This window comes from Pseudaquabacterium pictum (assembly GCF_005403045.1).
Classification (GTDB): Bacteria; Pseudomonadota; Gammaproteobacteria; order Burkholderiales; family Burkholderiaceae_C; genus Pseudaquabacterium; species Pseudaquabacterium pictum.
Window position 1 is genome coordinate 84,298 of record NZ_BJCL01000010.1, and the last position, 24,564, is coordinate 108,861.

Here is a 24,564-nt window from a genome sequence, read left to right on the forward strand (position 1 = left end):
TTCTCTTACCCTTGCCCGCTGCCGCCCTTGCGGCATGCGTCCCAGCGAACATGCCATCCCTGCCCAGCCCCCGCTTCGACACCTTCTACCGCCATGCCGAGCTGCAGCGCCTGCTCGGCGACTACGCCAGCGCCCGGCCCGACCTGGTCGACGTGCGGGTCCTGGGCAAGAGCCACGAGGGGCGCGACATCCCGCTGGTGGTGCTGACCAACACCGCCACCGGCGACGACGAGGACAAGCCGGCGATCTGGGTGGACGGCAACATCCATGCCGGTGAGCTGACCGCCAGCACCGCCTGCCTGTACTGGCTGCACCAGCTGGTCGCCGGCCATGGCAGCGACGGCGCCATCACCGAGCTGCTGGACACCCGCGTCGTCTACCTCTGCCCGCGGCTCAACCCCGACGGCGCCGAGCTGGCGCTGGCCGACAAGCCGCGCTTCATCCGCTCCTCCACCCGGCCCTATCCGTACGACGAGCAGCCGGTGGACGGTCTGAACGTCGAGGACATCGACGGCGACGGCCGCGTGCTGCAGATGCGCGTGCCCGACCCCCACGGCCCCTGGAAGAGCCACCCCGACGAACCGCGGCTGATGATCCCCCGCGAGCCGGGCGAGTTCGGCGGCAGCTACTGGCGGGTGATGCCCGAGGGCACGATCACCAACTTCGACGGCCTTCAGATCCAGGTCAACCGCGACCGCGAAGGCCTGGACCTCAACCGCAACTTCCCCGCCTTCTGGCGGCAGGAGCATGAGCAGGTGGGCGCCGGCCCGTACCCCACGAGCGAGCCCGAGGTGCGGGCGATGGTCGACTTCATCGTCAAGCATCCCAACATCGGCGCGGCCGTGAGCTTCCACACGCATTCCGGCGTGATCCTGCGGCCCATGGGCACGGTGGCCGACGAGCACATGACGCCCGAGGACCTGTGGATGATCAAGCGCCTGTCGGACATCGGCGCCAAGCTCACCGGCTACCCCGCGGTCAGCACCTTCCACGACTTCAAGTACCACCCCAAGGAGATCATCACCGGCACGCAAGACTGGGTCTACGAGCACCTGGGCGCGCTGTTCTGGACGGTGGAGATCTGGGCCCCCAACAAGGAGGCCGGCATCGACAAGTACGACTGGGTGCACTGGTACCGCGACCACCCGCCCGAAGACGACCTGAAGCTGCTGAAGTGGAGCGACGAGCAGTGCGGCGGCAACGCCCATGTCACCTGGTACCCGTTCCGCCACCCGCAGCTGGGCATGGTGGAGCTGGGCGGCTGGGACCGGCTGAACTACTGGCGCAACCCGCCGCCGCACCTGCGCGAGCGCGAAGCGGCCCGCTTCCCGGCCTGGCTGACGCAGATCGGCCTGGCCCTGCCCAAGCTGGAGGTGCTGCGCGCCGAGGTGCGCAACCTGGGCGGCGACAGCTGGCGCATCCGCTTCGCCGTGGCCAATGCCGGCTACCTGCCCAGCTACGTGACCAAGCGCGCGCTGGAGCGCAAGGTGGCGCGCGGCGTGGTCTTCGAGCTGCACCCGCCGCCGGGCCTGGCCCTGCAGACCGGCCGCTACCGCATCGAGGGCGCGCAGCTGGAAGGCCATGCCGCGCCCAATTCGCTGCAGGCCTTCCTGCCCAGCCGGCAGATCACCGGTGACCGGGCGGTGGCTGAATGGGTGGTCACCGCGCCGCACGGCACCCGGGTGGCCTTGACGGCCACCGCCGACCGCGCCGGCACGGTGCGCACCGAGGTCACGCTGGACTGACCGGCACCCCGGCCCGCGGCTGCCGCGCGGCCAGGGCGCGCAGCAGCGCCGCCTGCAGCCGGCCGGGGTCGATCGGCTTGGTCAGGAAGTCGGTCATGCCGTGCTGCAGGGCCTGGGCCCGTTCGCTGACCAGCGCGCCGGCGGTCAGCGCGATCACCGGCAGCACGGCAGCGGGGTACTGCCGGCGCAGCTGCGCGGTGGCCTCGTAGCCGCTCATGCCGGGCATCTGCACATCCATCAGCACCGCGTCGAACATCCAGCCCTCGGCGGCGGCGCGGTCCACCGCGGCCAGCGCCCGCGCGCCATCCGTGGCCTGGGTCACCTGCACGCCCCAGTCGCCGAGCAGGGCCTCGCCCACCAGCATGTTCACCGCGTTGTCCTCCACCAGCAGCACGCGGGCGCCGCGCAGCCGGTCGTCGGGCCCGGCGGCGGCATCGGGCCGGGCCGCCGCAGGAGCCGGTGGCAGCGGCAGCTCGGCATGGAAGCAGCTGCCCGCGCCGGGTTGGCTGACCACGCCCACGCTGCCGCCCATCAGCGCGGCCAGCTCGCGGCAGATCGACAGGCCCAGGCCGGTGCCGCCGTGGCGGCGGGTGGTCGAGGCATCGGCCTGGGTGAAGGGCTGGAACAGCCGCGCCTGGGTGGCGGCATCCAGGCCGGGCCCGGTGTCCTGCACCTCGAAGCGCACCCGCTCGCCAGGCAGCGCCCGGGCCACCAGCCGCACCGTGCCCTGGCGGGTGAACTTCAGGGCGTTGTGCAGGAAGTTGGCCAGCACCTGGCGCAGCCGCAGCGCATCACCCAGCACCAGCGGCGGCAGCGCCGGGTCGATGTCGGCCTGGAAGTCCAGGCCCTGGTGTTCGGCCAGCGCGCCGTAGGCCTGCTGCAGGCTGCGCAGCAGCACCGGCAGGTCGAACGCTGCCTGCTCCAGCTGCAGCTTGCCGGCCTCGATCTTGGCCAGGTCGAGGATGTCCGACAGGATGGTCGACAACAGCTGGGCGCTGTCGTCGATCTGCGCCAGGTACTGCTGCAGTCGCTCGGGCGGCAGGCCGGGCTGGCGGGCCAGCCGGGCCAGCCCGGTCAGGCCGTTGAGCGGCGTGCGGATCTCGTGGCTGGTGTTGGCCAGGAAGTCGCTCTTGGCCCGGCTGGCCGCCTCGGCGGCGTCCAGCGCGCGGGCCAGGGCCTCGGCGGCCTGGCGCTGCTCGGTCACGTCCTCGGCGATCCAGATGGTGCCGGCGGTGGTCGGCTGCAGGGGGTCGATGGCCTTGGCGCGCAGGCGGGCCTGGAAGAGGCTGCCGTCGCGCCGGGCCATGCGCCACTCGGTGTCGACCGCCTCGCCACGCGACAGCGCCGGGCCCAGCGCCGCTGTCAGTGCCGCATAGTCGTCGTCGGAGCCGAACACGCTGCGGCCCGGCTGGCCGACCAGGCCGCCCGGCGGCCAGCCGAACATCTGCTCGAACTGCGCATTGGCCATCTCGAAGCGCTGTGTCCGGGTGAAGGCGATGCCCACCGAGGCATTACCGAGGATGGCCTCGCGCTCCAGCCGCACGCGGTTGGCCTCGGTCATGTCGCGGGCATTGAGCAGCGTGTATTGGCGGCCTTCGACCTGCAGTCGCGTCGCAGCCAGCATCAGCGGCACGGTGCGGCGGTCCTTGGTCACCAGTTCCACCAGCATGTCCGGCCGCGCGCCGGGCTGGTCCAGCGCCTCGGTGATGCGCGTGCGCTGGGCCGGGTCGCGCCACAGGCCCAGCTCCAGCGAGTTGCGGCCCACCACCTCGCCGCTGTCGTAGCCCAGCACCCTGGTGAAGCTGCTGTTGACCATGACATAGCGGCCCTCGGGCATGTCGGTCAGCGCGATCAGGTCTGGGCTCATCGCCACCACGGAGGACAGCAGGGTCTGGGTGCGCGCCAGCGCGCTGGCGGCCTCCAGCCGGGCGGTCTCGTCGTTGGTGATCGACAGCACCGCCGGCGCGTCGCCATGGCCGGTGCGCACGTCGACGCTGGAGACGGTGAAGCGGCGGCCGGCGGTGTCGTGCACCGACAGCAGCGTCTGCGGCAATGCCGCGCCGGGCGGCAGCGCCGCGACCGCCTGCAGCCGGTCCTGCGCCGCGTTTCGGTCGTCCTCGGCCATGTGGTCCTGCAGCAGGTGCCGGCCGATCATGCCGCTCACCGAGGCGTAGCCGAACAGCTGTGCCGCCGCCCGGTTGGCATCCAGCACCACGCCGTCGCGGTGCAGCGTCAGCGCGGTGGGCAAGATGTCGAACAGCTCGCGATACCGGGCCTCGGAGCGCGCCTGCGCGGCGCGTGCCTGGTGCTCTGCCGTCACATCCCGCGACACGCCCCAGTAGCCGAGGAACTTACCAGTGGCGCTGAACCGCGGCTCGGCATTGAGCATGAAGTGCGAGACGATGCCGTTGCGGTCCCAGGCGGTGGCCAGGTCGCGCAGCGGCTGGCGCGCCTGCATCGCCTGCTGCAGCTGCACGGCTGCATCGGCGTCCAGACCCACATTGGTCAGCTGCCAGGGCCGGGCGCCGGGCGGGTGGCGCATCGGCACGAATGCGCCGGCCGTGTTGCGCCAGGTGGCCGCCGTCAGCGCCAGGTCGGGGCCGGTCTCCCAGTAGGCCGAGGTGGCCATGCCCAGCAGGCCGCGGAAGCGCTGCTCGCGGTGCGTGGCGGCATCGGCATGGCTGCGCAGCGCTTGGGCCACCGCATGCCCCACCAGCGCGCCGGCGGTGATGCTGGCGCAATGCAGCACCAGGCGCTGCGGCAGGCTGGGTGCCAGGTCCAGTGTCGGCTGCGGCAGCCAGCCGGCCCACTCCGCCGCGCCCAGGCCCAGCACCACCGCCATCGCGCTGCCGCTGGCCAGCAGTGACCGCCGTGCCGGGTGCAGCGCATGCAGCATGCAGGCCGCCATGCCGAAGAACAGCAGGCCGGGCGTCTGCAGGCCCCAGCCGCTGTTGAGCCCCACGCCGGCCACCACGACGATGCCACCCAGCACCAGCGGCAGCAGGGCCCGGCCACTCTGCGTCTCCGGCAGGCGCATGGCCCGCCAGGCCAACCAGGCCAGCGTGCCGTAGCCCGCCAGCATGGCCAGCCGCAGCGGCACCGGCAGGCGGGTGGCCAGCAGCGGCATGGCCACGGCGCCCATCAGGCACACGGCCAGCACCATGGTGAAGAAGGCGCGCTGCATGCAGTGCTGCAGTGCCTCGTAGAGATCCGCCGGGGCAGCGGCAACGACGGCCGGAGCCGCCAATCGGCGCAGTGGTTCAGCCATGTGGCGTGCGGAGTTCGGGTGGCCCGGGCTCAGCCGGCGGTGCGCAGGGCCTGGCGCGTGGCCTCGGCCACCTGCCGTGCGGCCGCGGCGAAACCGGCGCCACCATCGGCATACAGCACTGCGCGCGACGAGTTCACCACCACCGGCCCGCTGCTCTGCAGGCCCTGGGCGCCACGGCTGCCGCGCCAGCCCGCGCGCACCGTGGCCTCTGCATCGCCGCCCTGCGCGCCCACGCCGGGGATCAGCAGCGGCAGCGTGGGCGCCAGTTCACGCACCCGGGCGATCTCGGCCGGGAAGGTGGCGCCCACCACCAGGCCGAGCTGGCCGTTGCGGTTCCAGGGACCGGCGGCCAGGCGGGCGATGTGCTCGTACAGCAGGCTGCCATCCTGCAGCCGCTGGGCCTGCAGGTCGCTGCCGCCGGGATTGCTGGTGCGGCACAGCAGGATCAGGCCGCGGCCCTCGTGGGCCAGGTAGGGCTCGATCGAGTCGAAGCCCATGAACGGCGACAGCGTCACCGCATCGGCGCCGTAGCGCACGAAGGCCTCACGCGCGTACTGCGCGGCGGTGCTGCCGATGTCGCCGCGCTTGGCATCCAGGATCACCGGCACCGCCGGCGCCACCCGGCGCATGTGGGCCATCAGGCGTTCGAGCTGGTCCTCGGCGCGGTGGGCGGCGAAGTAGGCGATCTGCGGCTTGAAGGCGCAGACCAGGTCGTGCGTGGCATCGACGATGGCAGCGCAGAAATCGAAGATGCGGCTGGCATCGCCCCGCCAGGCGCCGGGAAAGCGCTCGGGCTCGGGGTCGAGGCCCACGCAGAGCATGGAGTCGGCCCGGCGCTGGGCGGCCGCCAGCTGCTCGGTGAAAGGGCGCAGGGGGGCAGTCATGCGTCCTATTGTCCCGCGAAGCCCCCGGCGCGCCCGCGCCCCGCCACGTAGGACAAGCACCACAGCGTGACACGGTGCCCGCCGCTGGTCCGGCCGCCGTCGCTTGCCCACACTGGAAGTCCAGGCCCCCGTGCCGACCACGCTCACCGGACTTCCCATGACCTTCCCCCTCCGCACCTCCGCCCTTGCCGCCGTCCTGTCGCTCACCGCCGTGCTGGCCTGGGCCCCGGCCCATGCCGCCCCGATCGGCATGGCCGACTACGCCGCCGGCAAGGCCAAGATCGACGCCGATTTCCAGACCGAGAAACTGGCCTGCCGGGCGATGACCGGCAACACCAAGGACGTGTGCCAGGAAGAGGCCAAGGCCAAGGAGAAGAACGCCCGCGCCGCGCTGGAGTTCGGCCACACCGGCAAGGCCGCCGACGAGAAGAAGATGCTCACCGTGCAGGCCGACACGGCCTATGACGTGGCCAAGGAGAAGTGCGACGACCAGGCCGGCAATGCCAAGGACGTGTGCGTGCAGCAGGCCAAGACGACCCACACCAAGGCCATCGCCGAGCTGAAGCTGGTGAAGGCCGTGGCCGCCGCCGGCCAGGACGCGACCGAGGCACAGCGCGAGGCCGACCTGAAGCTGGCCAACGAGAAGTGCGACGCCCTGGCTGGCGATGCCAAGTCCAGCTGCCAGAGCACGGCCAAGGCCCGCTACGGCAAGAGCTGAGCCATGCTGCCGGCCGCCGAATTCAGCCGCGGTGACGCCGGCTTCATCGCCCTGTGCACTGCCTACCGCGGCAGCGGCGGCATCGCCCGCGGGACCGATCTGGCCCACTGGATGGTCGGCCGTGGCAAGGGTGACAGCAGGGCGCTGGCCGCACTGATCGTCGGCAGCCAGGCCTTCAGCTTCGACTGGCACGGCACGTTCTGGGTGCCGATGTTCCAGTTCAACCCGCTGCAGCCGGCCTGGGGACAGGGCGCGCGCCAGACCCTGGCCGAGCTGGCTGCGGTGCTGGATGGCTGGCAACTGGCCGCGTGGTTCGTGCGCGGCAACACCTGGCTGGCCGACCAGCGCCCGCTGGACCTGCTGGCCGACCAGAGCGCCCAGGTGCTGGCCGCCGCCCGCACCGACCGCTACGTGATCACCGGCTGAGCCTGGTTCTGCACCAGGCCGGCCACACCCCTGCCACCCACCGCTGGAACCGCCATGCCCTCACCCCGAATGTCCGTCCGCCTGCTGGCCCTGGCCGGCCTGCTGCTGCCCGTGTGGGCCCACGCCCAGGTGGCCGGCTCCACCGCCGCCAGCGTGACGCTGACCGAGCGCCACGAGATCGCCATGGGCTGGAGCGCCAGGCGCAGCGTGCTGGGCAAGACGGTCTACACCGAGGCCGGCCAGAAGATCGGCCAGGTGCAGGACATCATCATCGCCCCGGGCGGCAAGGTGTCGTACCTGATCATCGGCGCCGGCGGTTTTGTCGGCATCGGCCGGCATGACGTGGCCGTGCCTGCGGCCCAGGTGCGCGACCATGGCGGCCGGCTGGAGATGCCGGGCGCCACACAGGACGTGGTCCGCACCATCCCGCGCTTCGACTACGCCAACGACACGGCGGTGCGCGACCACTTCATCGCCGCCGCGGTCGAGGACATCGGCCGCGCCCGCCGCAACCTGGTGGCGCTGCAGAAGGCTGCCGAGGCCACCGGTGCCGAGGCCCGCCTGAAGCTGCAGCCCGAGATCGACCAGCTGCAGCGGAATGTGCAGGTGGCCGAGGGCAAGCTCGCCGAATTGCAGAACGCCAGCGTCGGCCGCTGGAAGGACTTCCAGGCCGCGCTCAGCGATGCCGTGTCCCGCCTGCGCAGCGGGCCCGAAAGCGCCGTGCCGGGCTGAGCCCCGGCTGCCGGGCTCAGCCCGGCAGACCGCGCGCCAGCTGGGCCGCCAGGCCGGTGTAGCTGGCCGGCGACATCGCCCGCAGCCGCGCCTTCTCGTCCTCGGGCAAGGCCAGCTTGTCGACGAAGCCCAGCATCAGGTCCTGCGTCATCGGCTGGCCGCGGGTGAAGGCCTTGAGCTGCTCGTACGGCTCGGGCAGGCCGTGGCGGCGCATCACGGTCTGCACCGCTTCGGCCATCACCTCCCAGGCGGCGTCCAGGTCGGCGGCCAGCGCAGCCTCATTGGTCTCCAGCTTGTCCAGGCCCTTGGCGAGGCTGTCCAGCCCCAGCACCGCATAGCCGAAGGCCACGCCCATGTTGCGCAGCACGGTGCTGTCGGTCAGGTCGCGCTGCCAGCGGCTGACCGGCAGCTTCTGGCTCAGGTGGGTCAGCAGCGCATTGGCCAGGCCGAAGTTGCCCTCGGCGTTCTCGAAGTCGATCGGGTTGACCTTGTGTGGCATCGTCGACGAGCCCACCTCGCCGTCCTTCAGGCGCTGCTTGAAGTAGCCCAGGCTGATGTAGCCCCACACATCGCGGCACCAGTCGATCAGGATGGTGTTGCAGCGGGTCATGGCATCGAACAGCTCGGCCATGTAGTCGTGCGGCTCGATCTGGATGGTGTACGGGTTGAAGGCCAGGCCCAGCCGCTGCTCCACCACCATGCGCGAGAACGCCGGCCAGTCATGCGCCGGGTAGGCCGCCAGGTGGGCGTTGTAGTTGCCCACCGCGCCGTTCATCTTGGCCAGCAGGGCCACGCCGGCGATGCGCGCTCGGGCGGTCTGCAGCCGCGCCACCACGTTGGCGATCTCCTTGCCCACGGTGGTGGGGCTGGCGGTCTGGCCATGGGTGCGGCTGAGCATCGGCAGCGCGGCCATGGCCTGCGCCATGCCATGCAGCTTGCTGATGATGCGGTCGACGGCCGGCAGCAGCACCTGCTCACGCGCGGCCTTGAGCATCAGCGCATGGCTTGTGTTGTTGATGTCCTCGCTGGTGCAGGCGAAGTGCACGAACTCGCCGGCGGCTTCCAGGTCGGCATGGCCCTTGAAGCGCTGCTTCATCCAGTATTCGACGGCCTTGACGTCGTGGTTGGTGATGCGCTCGATGTCCTTGATGGCCTGGGCATCGGCCTCGGAAAACCGCAGCACCAGGCTGCGCAGGTAGCCGCGGCTGGCCTCGGCCAGCGGCTTGAACTCGGCGAAGCCGGCGTCCGACAGCGCGATGAACCACTCCACCTCCACCTGCACCCGGCGCTGCATCAGGCCGAACTCGCTCATCAGCGGGCGCAGCGTGGCCATGCGGCCGGCATAACGCCCATCCAGCGGAGACAGGGCAGACAGGGTGGAGTGCGTCATGGTGGTGGGCCTGGCAGGTTGCGGCGGGCGGCAGGCACGGCGCCGCGCCACCTCGGGAAACCCCGGATTTTAGGCCGCCGCTCCGCCCCGGGCCGGCCTACCAGCGCAGCTCGAAGCGGCAGACCGGATCGCCGCGGGCCTCGCAGTGCGTCTCCACCACCTGCACGGCCGGGTGCACCAGCACCTGGAACAGCCGCTCGAAGGTGGCGCAGTAGAAGTCGCAGGCCGGCCGGTTGCTGGCCACGCCGCGGCACAGCGGGTTGTCGTGGATGGTCAGCACGCAGGGGCGGCCGGCCCGCGCCTGGAAGCGGCCGCTGCCGGCAAAGGTCCAGGCGTGGCGGGAGATGGCCTGCAGCAGCAGCCGGGCCGCCAGCACGGCCGGCAGGCACTTCAGCAGCCACTGCACCGGCCGCGGAATGCGCCGCGCCAGCAGGTAGTTGGCGGTGCGCATCCCGGCGCTGCGTGCCACCTGGCCAGCCACCGCCGGGCCCAGCTGCTGGCGCAGCACCCGGTGCAGTTGCGCCACCTCGGCCTCGTCGACCATGCCCTCCGGTGGCTGGCGCAGGTGGCCGCCCAGGCCGGCCGCATCGAACAGTGCGCGCGTGCCGGCCTCGCCCAGCAGCGCGGGCAGCACCTCGGCCACCCGGGTGATGGCGTTCGGCCCGATGCGGCCGGCGGTGGCCGCCGTCATGCCGTGGCCTGCCGGGTGTCCGCCACCGATTCGGCCACCGATTCGGCCAGCTGCTCGGTGCCGCCGCCGCAGGCCAGGGCCGCGTTCAATTCGCCCTGGCGCCGCTTGTGCTCGATCTTCGGGCCGTGCATCGTCACCCAACCCGCATCCGCAGCGGCCACCGCATCGGCCGACGGCCGGCTGTACTGGCGGGTGGTGTCGAAGGCGAAGTCGACCTTCTTCTTCGTCTGCGGGCCCCAGTAGCCGACGCGGCCCAGGTCGTAGAAGGTGCGCTGGAAGCCGCTCTTCAGGAAGGCCTTCAGGCAGCCCATCAGGTACTTGCGCCGCAGCTTGTCCTTCTCCCAGGGGTACTGGAAGAAGCTCTTGTTCATGAAGAAGCGGCGGTAGTTGTTCATCACCCGGTCGAGCAGCTCGCCGCGCTCCATTGCGTCGGGCTTCATGATCGGGGTGACGAAGTTGTACTTGGCGAAGTCGAACACCTCCACCTTGTCGCCCAGCTCCTGGAACAGGTCGCTGAACGGCCAGGGCGTGTACATCGCCCAGTTGGCCATGTCGGGGTTCCAGTCGCGCGCCATGCGGTAGGTCTCTTCCAGCGTCTCGGCGGTCTCGTTCTCCAGGCCGACGATGAACTGCGCCTCGGTCACGATGCCGGCCTCGCGCAGCAGCTGGATCGCCCTTTTGTTCTGGGCGATCGTGGTCTCCTTGTTGAAGCGTTCCAGCTTCAGCTGGGCCGCCGCTTCGGTGCCCAGGCTCACATGGATCAGGCCGGCCTGGCGGAACAGCGGCAGCAGCTTCTCGTCGCGCAGGATGTCGGTCACGCGGGTGTTGATGCCCCACAGCACGCCGAGATCCCGCTTGATCAGTTCTTCGCAGAAGGCGATGAACTTCTTGCGGTGGATGGTGGGCTCTTCATCGGCCAGGATGAAGAAGCCGACCTGGTGGTTCTTCACCAGGTCCTCGATCTCGTCGACCACCTTGATCGGGTCGCGGATGCGGTAGTCGCGCCAGAACTTCCACTGGCTGCAGAAGGTGCAGGTGAACGGGCAGCCGCGGGCGAAGTTGGGGATCGCCACCCGGGTGTTCATCGGGATGTAGAGGTAGCTGTCCCACTGCAGGATGCCCCAGTCGGGGCGGATGGTGTCCAGGTCGGCGATCGGCGGCTCGGCCTCGGTGGCCCGCACCTTCTTGTCCACCGCGGCCTGGTCTTCCAGGAAGGCGATGCCGCGCACGCTGTGGCGGTCACGCGCCCAACTGCCGTCATCGACGGCGCGCACGAAGTTCAGGAAGACGGCCTCCCCCTCGCCACGCACCACCGCGTCGATCCAAGGTGCCTCGGCCAGCACCTGCGGGTACATGAAGGTGCCGTGGATGCCGCCCAGCACGGTGACGATGTCGGGGTTGATCTCCTTGGCCCACTGCAGCGTGGCCTCGGCCTGGTAGATGGCCGGGGTGATGGCGGTGCAGCCGACGATGTCGGGCTGCAGCTCGGCGATCTTCGCGCGCACGCCGGCTTCGTCGATGTGGTGGGTCATCGCGTCGACGAAGTGCACGTCGGTGTAGCCGCCGTGCTTCAGGTAGCCGGTGAGGTAGGCCGCCCAGGCCGGCGGCCAGTTGCCGGCGATCTCGGCACCGCCCGAGTGGTAGTTGGGATGGATCAGCAGCACGCGCATCACGGCTCCTCAGTGGCGTTGTGCCGGCATCGTCGGCCGGCGATGGCCGGCGTGGCTTGCGGTGTGTCAAATGGCGTCAACCTTGGTTGACACATTGGGGGGTGTCGCGAATGGGGGCGCGCCTGGCACAACGCTTGCGTCGGCCCTGGCCCTACAGTTGGGATCCCGCACACCATCCACCCACGGAGCCGCCGATGACCTTCTCCCGCCGCCTGTTGATCACCACCACCGCCCTGGCTGCTGCGCTGGCCGCCGCCGCGCCTGCCTTCGCGCAGGCCAAGCTGAAGGTTGCCGCCATCTACACCGTGCCGGTGGAGCAGCAGTGGGTCAGCCGCATCGACAAGGCGCTGAAGGCGGCCGTCGGCCGCGGCGAGATCGAGTACGTGTTCAGCGAGAACGTCACCAACGCCGACTACGAGCGGGTGATGCGCCAGTACGCCGAGCAGGGCAACACCCTGATCGTGGGTGAGGCCTTCGCGGTGGAGGCCGCCGCCCGCAAGGTGGCCAAGGACTACCCCAAGGTCAGCTTCCTGCTGGGCAGCAGTGGCAAGCCGCAGGCGCCCAACTTCAGCGTCTTCGACAACTACATCCAGGAGCCGGCCTACCTCACCGGCATGCTGGCCGGCGGCATGACCAAGAGCAACAAGATCGGCCTGGTCGGCGGCTACTCCATCCCGGAAGTGAACCGGCTGATGAATGCCTTCATGGCCGGCGCCAAGGAGGTGAACCCCAAGGTGGAGTTCAGCATCAGCTTCATCAACAGCTGGTTCGACCCGCCCAAGGCCAAGGAGGCCGCCTTCGCGATGATCGACAAGGGCGCCGACGTGATGTACGCCGAGCGCTTCGGCGTCAGCGACGCGGCCAAGGAGCGCAAGGTGCTGGCCATCGGCAACGTGATCGACACCCAGAAGGACTACCCCGACACCGTGGTGGCCAGCGCGCTGTGGCACATGGAGCCGACCATCGACGCCGCCATCAAGGCGGTGAAGGCCGGCAGCTTCAAGGCCGAGGACTACGGCCACCTGTCGATGATGAAGCCCAAGGGCAGCACGCTGAGCCCGCTGGGCACCTTCGAGAAGAAGGTGCCGGCCGACCTGCTGGCCAAGGTGCGCGCCAAGGAGAAGGCCATCCTCGACGGCAAGTTCAGCGTCAAGGTCGACGACGGCCAGCCCAAGGCCAAGTGATGGGCCTGCGGCCCGGGCCGCCGCTGCTGCAGATCGACGGCATCACCAAGCGCTTCGGCGCCCTGGTGGCCAACGAGGGCATCTCGCTGACGCTGGACCGCGGCGAGGTGCTGGCCCTGCTGGGCGAGAACGGCGCCGGCAAGAGCACCCTGGTGTCCATCCTGTTCGGCCACTACCTGGCCGATGCCGGCCAGATCACGGTCGACGGCCAGCCGCTGCCGCCGGGCGACCCGGCCGCGGCGCTGGCCGCGGGCATCGGCATGGTGCACCAGCACTTCACGCTGGCCGACAACCTCAGCGTGCTCGACAACGTGATGCTGGGCACCGAGCGCCTGTGGCAGCCGTTCTCGCGCCGTGCCGCCGCGCGGGCGGCGTTGACGGACACGGCCCGGCGCTTCGGCCTGCAGGTCGACCCCGATGCCCGCATCGCCAGCCTGTCGGTGGGCGAGCGGCAGCGGGTCGAGATCCTCAAGGCCCTGGTGCCCTTCGGCCGCAAGGCCGGCGCCCGCATCCTGATCCTGGACGAACCCACCGCGGTGCTCACGCCGCAGGAAAGCGAATCGCTGTTCGCCACCCTGGGCCAGCTGGTGGCGCAGGGCCTGGCCATCATCTTCATCAGCCATAAGCTCGACGAGGTGCTGCGGGTCAGCCACCGCATCGCCGTGCTGCGTGGCGGCAAGCTGGTGGCGCAGATGCCGGCAGCTGGTGCCAGCAAGGCCCAGCTGGCGCAGGCCATGGTGGGGCGTGACGTGCAGCGCGTGGTGCGCGAGGCCAAGGCCGCGCCGGCCACCGCTGCCGCGCCGGTGTGCATGCTGCAGGGCGTGACGGTGCGTGGCCATGGCGCCTGGCCGCAGCTCGACAACATCCACTTGGCGCTGCAGCCCGGCGAGGTGGTGGCCATCGCCGGTGTGGCCGGCAACGGCCAGCATGCGCTGGCCGATCTGCTGCACGGCCTGGTGGCGCCCGATGCCGGCACGGTGACGGTGGCCGGCCGCGCGCTGCCGGCCACGCCGCGTGCCTGGGTGAATGCCGGTGTCGCCCGCATCCCGGAAGACCGCCATGCCGTGGGCGTGGTCGGCGACCTGCCGCTGTGGGAGAACGCGGTGCTGGAGCGCAGCAGCAGCCCGGCCTTCGCCCGCGGCGGCATCGTGCGGCGCGGCGCGGCGCGGGCGCATGCACAGGGCCTGGTCACCCGCTTCGATGTGCGCGGCACCGAGGGCGGCGGGCTGGACACCATCACCCGCGGCCTGTCGGGCGGCAACATGCAGAAGCTCATCCTCGGCCGCGCGCTGGCCGGCGATCCGCAGCATGCCGGCCCGCCGGTGCTGATCGTCGCCAACCAGCCCACCTGGGGCCTGGACATCGGCGCCGTGGCCTATGTGCACCGCCAGTTGCTCGATGCCTGCGCTGCGGGCGCCGCGCTGCTGCTGATCAGCGAAGACCTGGACGAGATCTTCGCGCTGGCCGACCGCATCGCGGTGATGCACCACGGCCGGCTGACCGACGCCCGCCCCGCGGCCGACTGGACGCTGGCCGCCATCGGCCTGGCCATGGCCGGCGCATCGCAGGAAGGCGCCCATGCAGCTTGAACGCCGCGCCCAGACCTCGCGTGCCATGCTGCTGGCCGCGCCGATTGGCGCCGTGCTGGCCACGCTGGTCATCACCTCGCTGCTGGTGGCCTGGGCCGGCGCGCCGGTGGGCCGGGCCTATGCGCTGCTGCTGGAAGGCGGCTTCGGCTCGCGCTTCGCCTGGACCGAGACGCTGACCCGCGCCACGCCGCTGATCCTGACCGGCCTGGCCGCGGCCGTGGCCTTCCGCGCCCGGCTCTACAACATCGGCGGTGAGGGCCAGCTCTATGCCGGCGCCATGGCCGCGGTGGCGGTGGGCGGTCTGCATGGCGGCAGCGGCTTCGAGCAGCCGGCGTGGCTGCTGTTCCCGCTGATGATGGCCGCTGCCGCCGTGGCCGGCGCGCTGCTTCTGCTGGGCCCGGCGCTGATGAAGAGCCGATTGGGCGTGGACGAGGTGGTTACCACGCTGCTGCTGAACTTCATCGTGCTGCTGGGCGTGTCGGCCCTGCTCGACGGGCCGATGAAGGACAGCATGGCCATGGGCTGGCCGCAGAGCGTGGCCATCCAGGATGCGCTGCAGCTCGGCAAGCTGGTCGAGCGCAGCCGCGTGCACACCGGCCTGCTGTGGGCGCTGGTGCTGGCGCTGGCGCTGTGGGCGGTGCTGGGTTTCACCACCTTGGGCTTCCAGATCCGTGCGGTCGGCGCCAACACCCGCGCCGCGGCCTTCGCCGGCATGCCGGTGGGCTGGGTGGCGGTGAAGGTGGCGCTGCTGTCGGGCGCGCTGGCCGGCCTGGCCGGCGCCATCGAGGTGGCTGGCCGCGCCGGCTATGTGACGCTGGACATGTCGCCCGGCTACGGCAGCAGCGGCGTGGTGATCGCGATGCTGGCGGCGCTGAACCCGCTGGGCGTGGTGGCCGCGGCCATCTTCGTGGCCGGCATCCTGGTGGGTGCCGACAGCATGAGCCGCGCCGTGGCCGTGCCCACCTACATCGCCGATGTCATCGTCGCGGTCAGCCTGATCTCGATGCTGATCGCCACGCTGCTGACGCAATACAGGCTCCGTTGGCGCCATGGCTGAGCTGGTCGACCTGCTGCTGGCCGCGCCCTTCTGGGTGGCGGTGCTGCGCATCGCCACGCCGCTGATCCTGGGCACGCTGGGCGTGCTGCTGTGCGAGCGGGCGGGGGTGCTGAACCTGGGCATCGAGGGCATCCTGGTGGCCGGCGCCTTTGCCGGCTGGCTGGGTGCCTACAACGGCCTGGGGCTGTGGGGCGGGGTGCTGGTGGCGGCGCTGGTGGGCGCAGCTTTTGGTCTGCTGCATGCCTTCCTGACGGTGACGCTCACGCTGTCGCAGCATGTGGCCGGCCTGGGCATCACCCTGCTGGCCACCAGCCTGGCCAGCTTCGCCTACCGGGTCAGCTTTCCCAAGGTGGACAGCCCGCCCACCATCACCCCGTTCGCGCCGATGGCCTGGTTGCCGATCCCGGTGCTGAACCAGCAGACGCCGCTCACCTTGCTGGCGCTGGTGGCCGTGCCGCTGGTGGCCTGGGTGCTTTACCGCACGCCGCTGGGCCTGGCGGTGCGCATGGTGGGCGAGAACCCGGCCGCGGCCGAAGGCCAGGGCCTGGATGTGCGGCGGCTGCGCACCGGCGCCATCGTGGTCGGGTCGGCGCTGATGGGCGTGGCGGGCGCCTTCCTGACGCTGAGCGCCTTCAACGCCTTTTACTTCAACATGGTCAACGGCCGCGGCTGGGTGTGCGTGGCCCTGGTGGTGTTTGCCAGCTGGCGGCCGGGCAAGGCGCTGCTGGGCGCGCTGCTGTTCGCCTTCTTCGACGCACTGCAGCTGCGCCTGCAGCAGGCCACCGGCGCCGATGGCGGCCCGCTGGGCCTGGCCTTGCCGTACCAGCTGTACCTGATGCTGCCGTATGCGATGGCCATCGTGGCGCTGGTGCTGGTGGCCCGGCGGGCGGCCTATCCGCAGGCGCTGATGAAGCCCTACCGCAAGGGCGAGCGGTAGGTCGGCACGCACCCAGGCGGCGTGATGCGTCTGTGTGCCCGGGGCGAGGGCACCTGCCACCCGCTCACCGCAGGCACGCTCAGCACAGCTTCAGGGTGACTCCCTAGATTGCGGGCTCTGTTCTGTCGAGCCCGCCATGTCCGTCCTGCCATCCCTGCTTCATCTCCTGCTGCTGGCCACTGCCACGCTGGCCCATGCAGCGCCTGCGCTGCTGGTGCTCACCCCTGCGCAGCAGCGCCAGGCTGGCGTGCAGACGGCGCCTCCCACCGCCAGTCAGGGCGGTGCCACATCAGCGCAGGCGGGTGGTGCCAGTCTGTTGCTGCAGGGCAGCGTGGTGGCCCCACCACAAGCGATGGAACTGGTCAGCGCACCGATGGCTGGCGTGGTGCAGTCGGTGCTCGTGAACAACGCCGATGCCGTGCGCGCCGGCCAGGCCATGCTGCGCCTGCACAGCCCGGCGCTGATGTCCGTCCAGCGCGAGTTCCTGCAGCTGCGGCTGCAAGCCGAACAAGCGGACGAGCGCCTGGCCCGTGACCAGCGTCTCGCGGACGACGGCATCATTGCCGCCGCCCGGTTGCATGAGACCCGCAACGCCGCCCAGCAGGCCCGTCTCGGTGCGCTGGAACGCCGCCAGGCCCTGCGTCTGGCCGGCCTGTCCGACGGCCAGATTCAACATCTGGTGACCACGGCCAGCGTGCAGCCGGCGCTCAGCGTGCCCGCCGCTGCGGCCGGCCGCGTGGCGGAGGTGCTGGTGCAGCCCGGCCAGCAGGTCGAGGCCGGTGCGCCACTGATGCGCATCGCGCGCCCGGTGGCACTGGGCCTGGCGCTGCAGGCCACGCCGGCCCAGGCGGCGCAGTTGCGCCCAGGTGCCGCGGTGCAGGTTCAGGGCTGCGGCCTGGCGGGCACGGTGCGCGGTGTGGCGCCTGCGATGCAGGGCAGCAATCAGGCGGTGATCGTGCAGGTGGCGCTGGCCCGGGCTGCCGACTGCGTGCAGGCCAATCAGGTCGTCAGTGCCAGCGTTGCCCTGCCAGGGGCCGATACCGGCGTGCAATGGCTGCCTGTCGCGGCGTTGTGGCAGCTGTCGGGCCAGGACCATGTCTTCATTGCCGCGTCCGGCGGTTTCAGGCCCCAGCCGGTGACCGTGTTGTCGCGCACCGGCCAGCAGGCCAGCGTGCGTGGCCTGGCCGGTGATGTGCACGTGGTGGTGGCCGGTGTGGCTGCGCTGAAGGGCGCCTGGTTGGGCCTGGGTGAAATCGTGCCAGTGGCGGCACCCGCTGCGTCGGCGGTCGGTGCGGCCCCGGCAGCGCGCGTGGCCACCGGCGGGGTGCGCTGATGCTGGCACGGCTGATCGCGCTGTCGCTCTCGCAGCGGCTGCTGGTGCTGGTGCTGACCATGGGCCTGGTGGCCGGTGGCTGGCTGGCCCTGCGCGGCCTGCCCATCGACGCCTTTCCCGATGTCTCCAGCACCCAGGTCAAGCTGATCCTGAAGGCGCCGGGCATGACGCCCGAGGAGGTGGAGACCCGCATCACCGCGCCCATCGAGCAGGAGCTGCTCGGCATCCCGCACCAGGCGGTCTTGCGCTCGCAATCCAAGTACGCCATCGCCGACATCACGCTCGACTTCGAGGACGGTACCGATCTGTACTGGGCGCGCCAGCAGGTCAGCGAACGGCTGACCGGCGTGTTGAAGGACCTGCCGCCCAGCGTGAGCGGCGGCCTTGCGCCGGTGACCACGCCGCTGGGCGAGGTGTTCATGTTCACCGTGGACGGCCCGCTCTCGCTGGAGGCCAGGCGCACCCTGCTGGAATGGGTGATCCGCCCGCAGCTGCGCGGCATCCCCGGCGTGGCCGAGGTCAACTCCCTGGGCGGCCTGGTGCGCAGCTACGAGGTGGTGCCCGACACCTCGGCGCTCGCCGCGCGTGGTGTGTCGCTGGCGCAGGTGCAGGCCGCGCTGCTGGCCAACAACCGCAACGACGGCGCCGGCCGCCTGAACAGCGCCGATGAATCCCTGCTGGTGCGCAGCAGCGGCAACCTGGCCTCGCTGGACGATGTGCGTGCGGTGGTGGTGTCGCAGACCGATGGCGCCGCCGTGCGCATCGGCGATGTGGCCGAGGTGCGCATCGGCGCGCTGACACGCTACGGCACCGTCACCCAGGACGGCCGCGGCGAGGCGGTGGAAGGCCTGGTGCTGGCCATGCGTGGTGCCAACGCGCAGCAGGTGGTGGCGCAGGTGCGCGACAAGCTCGCCGCGCTGGCGCCCAGCCTGCCCAAGGGCACCACCATCACCCCGTTCTACGACCGCGGCAACCTGGTCGAGCGCGCGGTGAAGACGGTGACCAGCGCCCTGGGCGAGGCCACCCTGCTGGTGCTGGTGCTGCTGTTCGTCTTCCTGGGCAACCTGCGGGCGGCGCTGGTGGTGGCCACCATCCTGCCGCTGTCGGCCCTGCTCACCTTTGTCCTCATGCGCCAGTGGGGCCTGTCGGCCAACCTGATGTCGCTGGGCGGCCTGGCCATTGCCATCGGCATGCTGGTGGACGCGGCCGTGGTGGTGGTGGAGAACATCGAGGCCCATGCCGGCGAGCAGGTCCCCGGCCTGCCGCGCGCGAAGCTGCATGTGATCTTCCGCGCCGTGCAGGAGGTGGCCGTGCCGGTCACGGCCGGCATCGCCATCATCATCATCGTGTTCCTGCCCCTGCTCACGCTCCAGGGGTTGGAGGGCAAGCTGTTCGGCCCGGTGGCACTGACCATCGTGTTTGCACTGGCAGCATCGCTGCTGCTGTCGCTGACGGTGATTCCGGTGCTGGCCTCGCTGCTGCTGGGCGAGGCCAGCCACCGCGCGCCCTGGCTGGTGCGCCATCTCGATGCCCTCTACAGCCGCGTGCTGGCCTGGGCGCTGGCGCATGAGCGCTGGGTGTTCGGCGGCGCACTGGCGCTGCTGGTGGCCGCGGGCGCGGCCTATCCACTGATCGGCAAGTCGTTCATGCCGTCGCTCGACGAGGGCGACATCATCCTGCAGCTGGAGAAGCTCCCGTCGATCAACCTCGATCGCTCGGCCGCCACCGACCTGGCGGTGCAGCGTCGGATCCTGGCCCAGGTGCCCGAGGTGGAGCGCATCGTGGCGCGCACCGGCTCCGACGAGCTGGGCCTGGACCCGATGGGTCTGAACGAGACGGACAGCTTCCTGGTGCTCCAGCCGCGCGCCAGCTGGCGCTTCGCGGACAAGTCCGAGCTGATCGACGCGCTGCGCAAGGCGGTGGCTGACTTTCCGGGCGTGAACTTCAGCTTCACCCAGCCGATCGAGATGCGCACCTCCGAGATGCTGTCGGGCGTGCGCGGTGATCTGGCGGTCAAGATCTACGGCACCGACAACGCCGAGCTGGCGCGGCTGGCCGAAGCCACGGTGGCCGCACTGACCGCCCTGCCCGGCAGCGAGGATGTGCAGACCGTGAAGAACGCGGGTGTGCAGTACCTGCAGCTGGCGCTGGACCGCCAGGCCATCGGCCGGCTTGGCCTGAACGCCGACGAGGTGCAGGACAGCCTGCGCACCCTGGTCGAAGGCATGTCCGCGGGCGTGGTGATCGAGGGTGGGCGCCGCCTGCCGCTGATCCTGCGTGGCCCGCAGACCCTGGGCGTGGCCGACATCCAGGCGCTGCGCCTGCCGATGGCCGGCGGCGCGTCGGTGGCGCTGTCGTCGGTGGCCCGGGTGGCCACCCAGGACGGGCCGGTGAAGGTGGAGCGCGAGAACGGCTCGCGCATGGTGGTGGTGCGCGCCAATGTGCGTGGCCGCGACCTGGTGGGCTTCGTCGCCGATGCCCAGGCCGCCGTGGCCAGGCAGGTGCCGCTGCCCAGCGGCTACCGCATCGGCTGGGGCGGCCAGTTCGAGAACCAGCAGCGCGCCGCCGCCCGGCTGGCCCTGGTGGTGCCGATCGCCCTGGGCCTGATCTTCGGCCTGCTGTTCGCCACGTTGGGATCTGTGCGCCAGGCCCTGCTGGTGCTGGCCAACATCCCGCTCGCCCTGGTGGGCGGCGTGGTGGCCCTGGCCGTGACCGGTGAATACCTGTCGGTGCCGGCCTCGGTGGGCTTCATCGCGCTGATGGGCATCGCCGTGCTGAACGGCCTGGTGATGATCACCCACTTCAACCAGCTGCATGCCCGCGGTCAGCCCCTGGCCAGCCTGGTCTTTGACGGCGCTCGCCGCCGGCTGCGTCCGGTTCTGATGACCGCCAGCATCACCGGTTTCGGCCTGGTGCCGCTGCTGCTGGCCACCGGCCCGGGCTCGGAGATCCAGCGCCCGCTGGCCATCGTCGTGATCGGCGGCCTGGTCAGCGCCACCGCACTCACCCTGCTGCTGCTGCCCAGCCTGTTCAGGCGTTTCGGCATCAAGAACTGAGCCCCCCACCATGGATGACTCCCTGTACGACTGCGTGCTCACGCTGGCCCTGCCCCAGGCGCTGGAGGAGGAGGCATTGGACCTGCTGCTCGCACACCCGCAGTGGGTCGACGGCTTCTCCGTGGTGCATGCCGAAGGGCACGGCCGGCTGGTGCAGCTGCCCAGCGTGATGGAACAGATCCGCGGCCGCGCCCGACGCTGCCTGGTCACGGTGCTGATGCGGCACGTCCACACGCCCGACCTGCTGCAGGCGCTGCAGCAGACCTTTCCCCATCCGCAAGCGGCCTGGTGGATCACACCGCTGACCAGTTTTGGACGATTGGCATGACAACCCTCGCTCGTGGGCCGCAAGCCCGTCGCATCGCCCGCGCCGCGGCGCTGATGCTCGCCGGTCTGCCGCTGTGGCTGGCCGCTCAGACGGTCACCATCACCCAGCCCGCCGGGCTTCACGGCTTGCCGCCCGAACACCTGCTGCGTGAAGCGCTGTTGCAGGCACCCGAAGCCCAGGCCGCCAGCGCCAGCCAGCGCGCCGACCATGCCATGGCCACGCAGCTGCGCCTGGGCCCGAACGATTGGGTGCTGCGCGCCGGTCTGGCGCAGCGCAGTGAACGCGGCGGCGCCTCCTTCAGCGAGCGCGAGATCGCTGTCGAGCGCACGCTGCGCTGGGGCAGCAAGGCGGCGCAGGACGATGACCTGGCCACGCAGGTGCACCTCGTGGCCAGCCTGCGCCTGCAGTCGGCGTGGCAGGACGCTGCCGCGGCTCTGCTGTCGCAGTGGTTCGACGCCCTGCGCGACCAGCAGACCGCCTGGCACCAGCAGCACCAGGTGCAGTTGGCGACCGCCCAGGTGGCTGCACTGCAGCGCCGGGTGGCCGCCGGCGATGCGGCACCGCTGCTGTTGCGCCAGGCCGAAGGCGAACTCGCCCGCACCAGTGCGGCCCAGGCCAGCGCCGAACAGCGCGCAAGCACCAGCCGCCTGGCGCTGCTGCGGCGGTATCCGCAGCTGGCGGCCGCCTGGCCGGCTGCCGGCTCCGCACCGGACACCGCCCAGGCTGACGTGCGCCAGCCGGGCTCAGCCGACCAGGCCAAGACCGCGGAACAACTGCTGGACCGCCATCCGGCACTGGGCGCCGCCCAGGCCGAGCTGGTGCTTGCCCGCCTGCAGCTGCGCCGTCTGGAGGCTGACCGCCAAGCCGATCCCACGCTGGGCTTGCGCTTTGCCCAGGAGCGCGGTGGTACCGAACGGGTGCTGGGATTCACGGTGTCGATGCCCTTCGGCGGTCCGCTGCGCGAGAGCCGCGTCCAGGGCGGACAGGCGGCACTGGCTGGCGCCGAGGCGCGGTTGCGCGGCCTGCAGCAGCAACTGGCCACCGATGCGGCCCGCCTGTCAGCCGCGCCCGAGCAGGCGGCCGCGGTGCAGCAGCGTCTGCAGGCCGCCGCCCGTGCAGCCGCCCTGAGTGCGCAGATGACCCAGCGCGCCCAGGTGGCCGGCGAAGCCACGCTTGCGGAACTGCTGCAGCAGCAGCGCCAGGCCGGCGAAGCCGCACTGGCAGGCGCGATGGCCGACATCGACTTGCTGCAGGCGCAGGCGGGCCTGCAACTGGCCCTGCATCGGCTGCTTCCCGCGCCTGTTCTCCCTTGACCTGCTGTTCAGCACACCTGCCACCATGAGACGCCTTGTCCCTGCCTTTGCCAGCCTGAGCGCTGTCGCCGTTCTTGCCGGCTGCGCGCTGCCCGTCACCGTCTTTGAAGGGCGCTACGCCATGCGCGACGGTTGGTACACCGCCACCGTGGTGCGCACGGTCAGCGATGCCGACCTGCCACCGGTTCTGCGGCCCGATTGCCCCCTTGCCGCTTCTGCACACCAGTGGGTCGTCGTGGACTACCGTCCCGCTGGTCGGCCTCGGCGGGTGGCGGTGCCGGTGTCGGCGGCCGCCCAGCACGCGGTCGGCACGCCGGTGTATGTGCAGGTGCAGGATTGCCTGCGTGCGCTGGCCCCGCGGCGGACGGCGGGCTGAGCCGCACCCCTCAGAGAAGCCTGAAGCGCGACCAGCGCACCCCCGAGACCGGAGGTGCGCTGCAGCATCACTCCAGTTCGATCTTGCTGGCGTCCAGCACCGTGCCCAGCAGGCTGCCCTTGGTCTCCACGAACAGGCCAGCGCCGAGCTGGGCTGCCGACAGGCGATTGAACGTGGTGCCAGCACCATGCCGGACGGTCACCGTGGCGGGTGCGCTGCCTGCGTACTCGAGCTTGTAGACCTGCAGGTCGAACTCGCCCGGGCGCACTGCGGTGATCAGGCCCTTGGCTTCGACGAAGCTGGCGACCAGCACCGGCGACGTGGGCTGGCCGGTGGCGGGCAGGCCGGCCACTGGTTGTGCACTGGCGCAGGCGCCTTCCAGCTCGACCTTGACCGGCTGCATCTGACCGGCCGCATCCACGCCACCCTTGACTTCGATCGGTGTGCCGGCCGCCAGGCAGGACAGTCCCCCGCGCTCGAAGTAGGCACCGCTGAGGTCGAGTGTCAGCGTGCTGCCCTGCAGCACGGCCGGCAGGTTCTTCGCGTGCAGCGCACGCAGCACCACTTGTTGGCCGTTGACGCTGCTGACCACACCCTTGATCTCGCTGTAGCTCCGCGCGGCGTCATCGTCGCGGTCTGCGCCGCTGCCCGACGGTCGGGTCTTGGATGCGCCTTCGATCTCCAGCAGATGGGCGGTGAAGCCGTTGCCTGCGGCGGCAGCCACCAGGTAGGCCTCGAGGCGCATGCCTGGTGCCAGCAGTGCCGCGCTGCCACGCTCGTAGCGGGCCTGCGTCACGTCGACGCGGATGCTGCCGGTCGCGCCAGCCAGGCGGCTGCGGTCCACCGTCAGCGTGACGATGCCGTTCTCGACACCCGTCACCACGCCATGCACCTTGCCACTGGCCGCGCTGATGCCGTCGCTGCGGTCCTTCACCTGCCGCGCGCTGAACTGCAGAGCCTGCGCGCCCTGGCCGCTCACGCTGCCGTAGAGCTCGACCACACTGCCGACCACCGGGGTCCAGCCTGCCGTGCGCTCGGACAGGAAGGTGGTCTGGGCGTCGAGCGTGAAGGTCTGGCTGCCCAGTGCATCCGTCCGCACCGTGATGCTGGTGGCGGAGACGGCGGTCACCGTGCCTTTGGCCTCGGTGTAGCGGCTGTTCCAGCCGGCCAGGTCGGTGCTGCCGGCCAGTCGGGTCGCTGCCACCAGCGTGCTGCCTTCCAGGCGGAAGTTGGGCAGATCGAAGTCCAGCGCCAAGGCGCCGCTGCGGCTGTCCCAGCCCTCCAGCTTGAAGCCCAGGTAGCCGGCGGGCGCCTGCAGCGTCACGTCCTGCATGCTGCCGTCCAGGGTCTGCAGGCGGGCCTGGCCACTCACATACACCCGGATCTCGGTGGCATCCAGGGGCACGCTGGCCGTGGCCACCAGGGCACCGGTGCGGCGCAGGGTGGGCAGGTTGATCAGCTGGGGCGTGTCATGGCGCAAGATCTCGGTCTCGCCGGCCGGGCTGACGACCGTGACCCGCGCAACACTCACCCACACTGCGTCGTAGGTGGCCGAGAAGTCGTCGGTGAAGTAGATGGCCGCCTGGGCGCTGGCCGTCGGCGCCTGCGCGGGTGGCTGGGCATCGCTGGTGCCGCCACCGCCACCGCCGCAGGCCGGCAGCAAGAGCGCCAGGCCCATGGACATGGCCAGCAGGGTCAGGTGGGGTCGTCGGATCGGGGTCTTCTTCATTGCGCATCTCCAGTGGGGGTGTGGTGCGGGGTGACGTTCACCCATTCGCTGCGGCAGTGTCGAAAGGGTGTCTGAAGCGTCGCTGAAGCAAGCTGGCGAGCCGTCCCGGCCCGTCGTGCGCGTCACACTGTCCGGTGG

At 71.0% G+C, this 24,564-nt stretch carries 19 protein-coding genes; 13 read left to right on the top strand and 6 right to left on the bottom strand.

Annotation, left to right across the window (positions count from 1 at the left end; genetic code table 11):
* The first annotated feature begins 50 nt into the window (after positions 1-50).
* Positions 51-1,745: a M14 family metallopeptidase gene (locus tag FFT10_RS18400; RefSeq protein WP_137734323.1), complete on the top strand. Its 1,695-nt coding sequence runs from the start codon at positions 51-53 to the stop codon at positions 1,743-1,745.
* Here FFT10_RS18400 and FFT10_RS18405 read toward each other — a convergent pair.
* Together FFT10_RS18405 and pyrF are read right to left on the bottom strand one after the other, a co-directional pair.
* Entirely contained in the window at positions 1,732-5,013 is a 3,282-nt protein-coding gene (locus FFT10_RS18405) for a PAS domain-containing hybrid sensor histidine kinase/response regulator (RefSeq protein ID WP_137734324.1), read from the bottom strand. The genes FFT10_RS18400 and FFT10_RS18405 overlap by 14 nt on opposite strands.
* 29 nt (positions 5,014-5,042) lie before the next feature.
* Positions 5,043-5,897 (bottom strand): orotidine-5'-phosphate decarboxylase, encoded by an 855-nt coding sequence (gene pyrF, locus FFT10_RS18410; RefSeq protein ID WP_137734325.1) that lies wholly within the window; start codon positions 5,895-5,897, stop codon positions 5,043-5,045.
* A gap of 157 nt (positions 5,898-6,054) precedes the next feature.
* On the opposite strand from pyrF, the gene FFT10_RS18415 reads away from it, so the two are divergent.
* Genes FFT10_RS18415 through FFT10_RS18425 form a run of 3 tightly spaced genes read left to right on the top strand, consistent with a single transcriptional unit; the run spans position 6,055 to position 7,773 of the window.
* Entirely contained in the window at positions 6,055-6,615 is a 561-nt protein-coding gene (locus FFT10_RS18415; protein WP_137734326.1) for a hypothetical protein, read from the top strand.
* A 3-nt stretch (positions 6,616-6,618) separates the two neighbouring features.
* Positions 6,619-7,041: a hypothetical protein gene (locus FFT10_RS18420; RefSeq protein WP_137734327.1), complete on the top strand. Its 423-nt coding sequence runs from the start codon at positions 6,619-6,621 to the stop codon at positions 7,039-7,041.
* A 54-nt stretch (positions 7,042-7,095) separates the two neighbouring features.
* Positions 7,096-7,773: a PRC-barrel domain-containing protein gene (locus FFT10_RS18425; RefSeq protein ID WP_228027173.1), complete on the top strand. Its 678-nt coding sequence runs from the start codon at positions 7,096-7,098 to the stop codon at positions 7,771-7,773.
* 16 nt (positions 7,774-7,789) lie between these two features.
* Here the strand turns inward: FFT10_RS18425 and purB are convergent, their stop codons facing one another.
* The 3 genes from purB to bchE all read right to left on the bottom strand — a co-directional run bounded on the left by purB (position 7,790) and on the right by bchE (position 11,524).
* Positions 7,790-9,163 carry an adenylosuccinate lyase gene (purB, locus tag FFT10_RS18430; protein WP_137734328.1) on the bottom strand — a complete coding sequence of 458 codons (1,374 nt, stop codon included), beginning with the start codon at positions 9,161-9,163 and terminating at the stop codon, positions 7,790-7,792.
* Between the two features lie 97 nt (positions 9,164-9,260).
* A complete protein-coding gene (bchJ, locus tag FFT10_RS18435) occupies positions 9,261-9,854 on the bottom strand; it encodes a bacteriochlorophyll 4-vinyl reductase (RefSeq protein WP_137734329.1) in 594 nt (197 codons plus the stop codon).
* Positions 9,851-11,524, bottom strand: a complete 1,674-nt coding sequence (gene bchE, locus FFT10_RS18440; protein ID WP_137734330.1) for a magnesium-protoporphyrin IX monomethyl ester anaerobic oxidative cyclase — start codon at positions 11,522-11,524, stop codon at positions 9,851-9,853. The genes bchJ and bchE overlap by 4 nt, the downstream gene beginning before the upstream one ends.
* A 194-nt stretch (positions 11,525-11,718) precedes the next feature.
* Between bchE and FFT10_RS18445 the strand changes: the two genes are divergently transcribed.
* The 9 genes from FFT10_RS18445 (at position 11,719) to FFT10_RS18485 (ending at position 22,697) form a co-directional block, all read left to right on the top strand.
* The gene (locus tag FFT10_RS18445; protein WP_137734331.1) at positions 11,719-12,708 is read left to right on the top strand and encodes a BMP family protein; all 990 of its coding nucleotides are present in this window, start codon (positions 11,719-11,721) and stop codon (positions 12,706-12,708) included.
* Complete coding sequence (locus FFT10_RS18450; protein ID WP_174246131.1) at positions 12,708-14,297, top strand: ABC transporter ATP-binding protein; 1,590 nt, start codon at positions 12,708-12,710, stop codon at positions 14,295-14,297. Before FFT10_RS18445 ends, FFT10_RS18450 begins: the two co-directional genes overlap by 1 nt.
* On the top strand, positions 14,287-15,354 hold the full coding sequence (locus tag FFT10_RS18455; protein WP_137734332.1) for an ABC transporter permease: 1,068 nt from the start codon (positions 14,287-14,289) through the stop codon (positions 15,352-15,354). Before FFT10_RS18450 ends, FFT10_RS18455 begins: the two co-directional genes overlap by 11 nt.
* Positions 15,347-16,291: an ABC transporter permease gene (locus FFT10_RS18460; RefSeq protein ID WP_137734333.1), complete on the top strand. Its 945-nt coding sequence runs from the start codon at positions 15,347-15,349 to the stop codon at positions 16,289-16,291. Before FFT10_RS18455 ends, FFT10_RS18460 begins: the two co-directional genes overlap by 8 nt.
* Positions 16,292-16,427: 136 nt before the next feature.
* Positions 16,428-17,624: an efflux RND transporter periplasmic adaptor subunit gene (locus FFT10_RS18465; protein ID WP_137734334.1), complete on the top strand. Its 1,197-nt coding sequence runs from the start codon at positions 16,428-16,430 to the stop codon at positions 17,622-17,624.
* Positions 17,624-20,680: an efflux RND transporter permease subunit gene (locus tag FFT10_RS18470; RefSeq protein WP_137734335.1), complete on the top strand. Its 3,057-nt coding sequence runs from the start codon at positions 17,624-17,626 to the stop codon at positions 20,678-20,680. Before FFT10_RS18465 ends, FFT10_RS18470 begins: the two co-directional genes overlap by 1 nt.
* Positions 20,681-20,690: 10 nt before the next feature.
* The gene (locus tag FFT10_RS18475; protein WP_137734336.1) at positions 20,691-21,008 is read left to right on the top strand and encodes a DUF3240 family protein; all 318 of its coding nucleotides are present in this window, start codon (positions 20,691-20,693) and stop codon (positions 21,006-21,008) included.
* Entirely contained in the window at positions 21,005-22,321 is a 1,317-nt protein-coding gene (locus tag FFT10_RS18480; RefSeq protein WP_137734337.1) for a TolC family protein, read from the top strand. The genes FFT10_RS18475 and FFT10_RS18480 overlap by 4 nt, the downstream gene beginning before the upstream one ends.
* A gap of 25 nt (positions 22,322-22,346) precedes the next feature.
* A complete protein-coding gene (locus FFT10_RS18485) occupies positions 22,347-22,697 on the top strand; it encodes a hypothetical protein (protein ID WP_137734338.1) in 351 nt (116 codons plus the stop codon).
* Between the two features lie 67 nt (positions 22,698-22,764).
* Here the strand turns inward: FFT10_RS18485 and FFT10_RS18490 are convergent, their stop codons facing one another.
* Positions 22,765-24,426 carry a DUF5666 domain-containing protein gene (locus FFT10_RS18490; RefSeq protein ID WP_137734339.1) on the bottom strand — a complete coding sequence of 554 codons (1,662 nt, stop codon included), beginning with the start codon at positions 24,424-24,426 and terminating at the stop codon, positions 22,765-22,767.
* Positions 24,427-24,564 lie beyond the last annotated feature (138 nt).

Bases quoted from the DNA above. Each gene is read 5' to 3' on its own strand.
- FFT10_RS18425 (WP_228027173.1), top strand. From the start codon at position 7,096: ATGCCCTCACCCCGAATGTCCGTCCGCCTGCTGGCCCTGGCCGGCCTG.
- FFT10_RS18490 (WP_137734339.1), bottom strand. From the start codon at position 24,426: ATGAAGAAGACCCCGATCCGACGACCCCACCTGACCCTGCTGGCCATG.
- FFT10_RS18415 (WP_137734326.1), top strand. From the start codon at position 6,055: ATGACCTTCCCCCTCCGCACCTCCGCCCTTGCCGCCGTCCTGTCGCTC.
- FFT10_RS18450 (WP_174246131.1), top strand. From the start codon at position 12,708: ATGGGCCTGCGGCCCGGGCCGCCGCTGCTGCAGATCGACGGCATCACC.
- pyrF (WP_137734325.1), bottom strand. From the start codon at position 5,897: ATGACTGCCCCCCTGCGCCCTTTCACCGAGCAGCTGGCGGCCGCCCAG.
- FFT10_RS18465 (WP_137734334.1), top strand. From the start codon at position 16,428: ATGTCCGTCCTGCCATCCCTGCTTCATCTCCTGCTGCTGGCCACTGCC.
- FFT10_RS18420 (WP_137734327.1), top strand. From the start codon at position 6,619: ATGCTGCCGGCCGCCGAATTCAGCCGCGGTGACGCCGGCTTCATCGCC.
- FFT10_RS18445 (WP_137734331.1), top strand. From the start codon at position 11,719: ATGACCTTCTCCCGCCGCCTGTTGATCACCACCACCGCCCTGGCTGCT.
- bchE (WP_137734330.1), bottom strand. From the start codon at position 11,524: ATGCGCGTGCTGCTGATCCATCCCAACTACCACTCGGGCGGTGCCGAG.
- FFT10_RS18400 (WP_137734323.1), top strand. From the start codon at position 51: ATGCCATCCCTGCCCAGCCCCCGCTTCGACACCTTCTACCGCCATGCC.
- bchJ (WP_137734329.1), bottom strand. From the start codon at position 9,854: ATGACGGCGGCCACCGCCGGCCGCATCGGGCCGAACGCCATCACCCGG.
- FFT10_RS18455 (WP_137734332.1), top strand. From the start codon at position 14,287: ATGCAGCTTGAACGCCGCGCCCAGACCTCGCGTGCCATGCTGCTGGCC.
- FFT10_RS18460 (WP_137734333.1), top strand. From the start codon at position 15,347: ATGGCTGAGCTGGTCGACCTGCTGCTGGCCGCGCCCTTCTGGGTGGCG.
- FFT10_RS18475 (WP_137734336.1), top strand. From the start codon at position 20,691: ATGGATGACTCCCTGTACGACTGCGTGCTCACGCTGGCCCTGCCCCAG.
- FFT10_RS18480 (WP_137734337.1), top strand. From the start codon at position 21,005: ATGACAACCCTCGCTCGTGGGCCGCAAGCCCGTCGCATCGCCCGCGCC.
- purB (WP_137734328.1), bottom strand. From the start codon at position 9,163: ATGACGCACTCCACCCTGTCTGCCCTGTCTCCGCTGGATGGGCGTTAT.
- FFT10_RS18485 (WP_137734338.1), top strand. From the start codon at position 22,347: ATGAGACGCCTTGTCCCTGCCTTTGCCAGCCTGAGCGCTGTCGCCGTT.
- FFT10_RS18405 (WP_137734324.1), bottom strand. From the start codon at position 5,013: ATGGCTGAACCACTGCGCCGATTGGCGGCTCCGGCCGTCGTTGCCGCT.
- FFT10_RS18470 (WP_137734335.1), top strand. From the start codon at position 17,624: ATGCTGGCACGGCTGATCGCGCTGTCGCTCTCGCAGCGGCTGCTGGTG.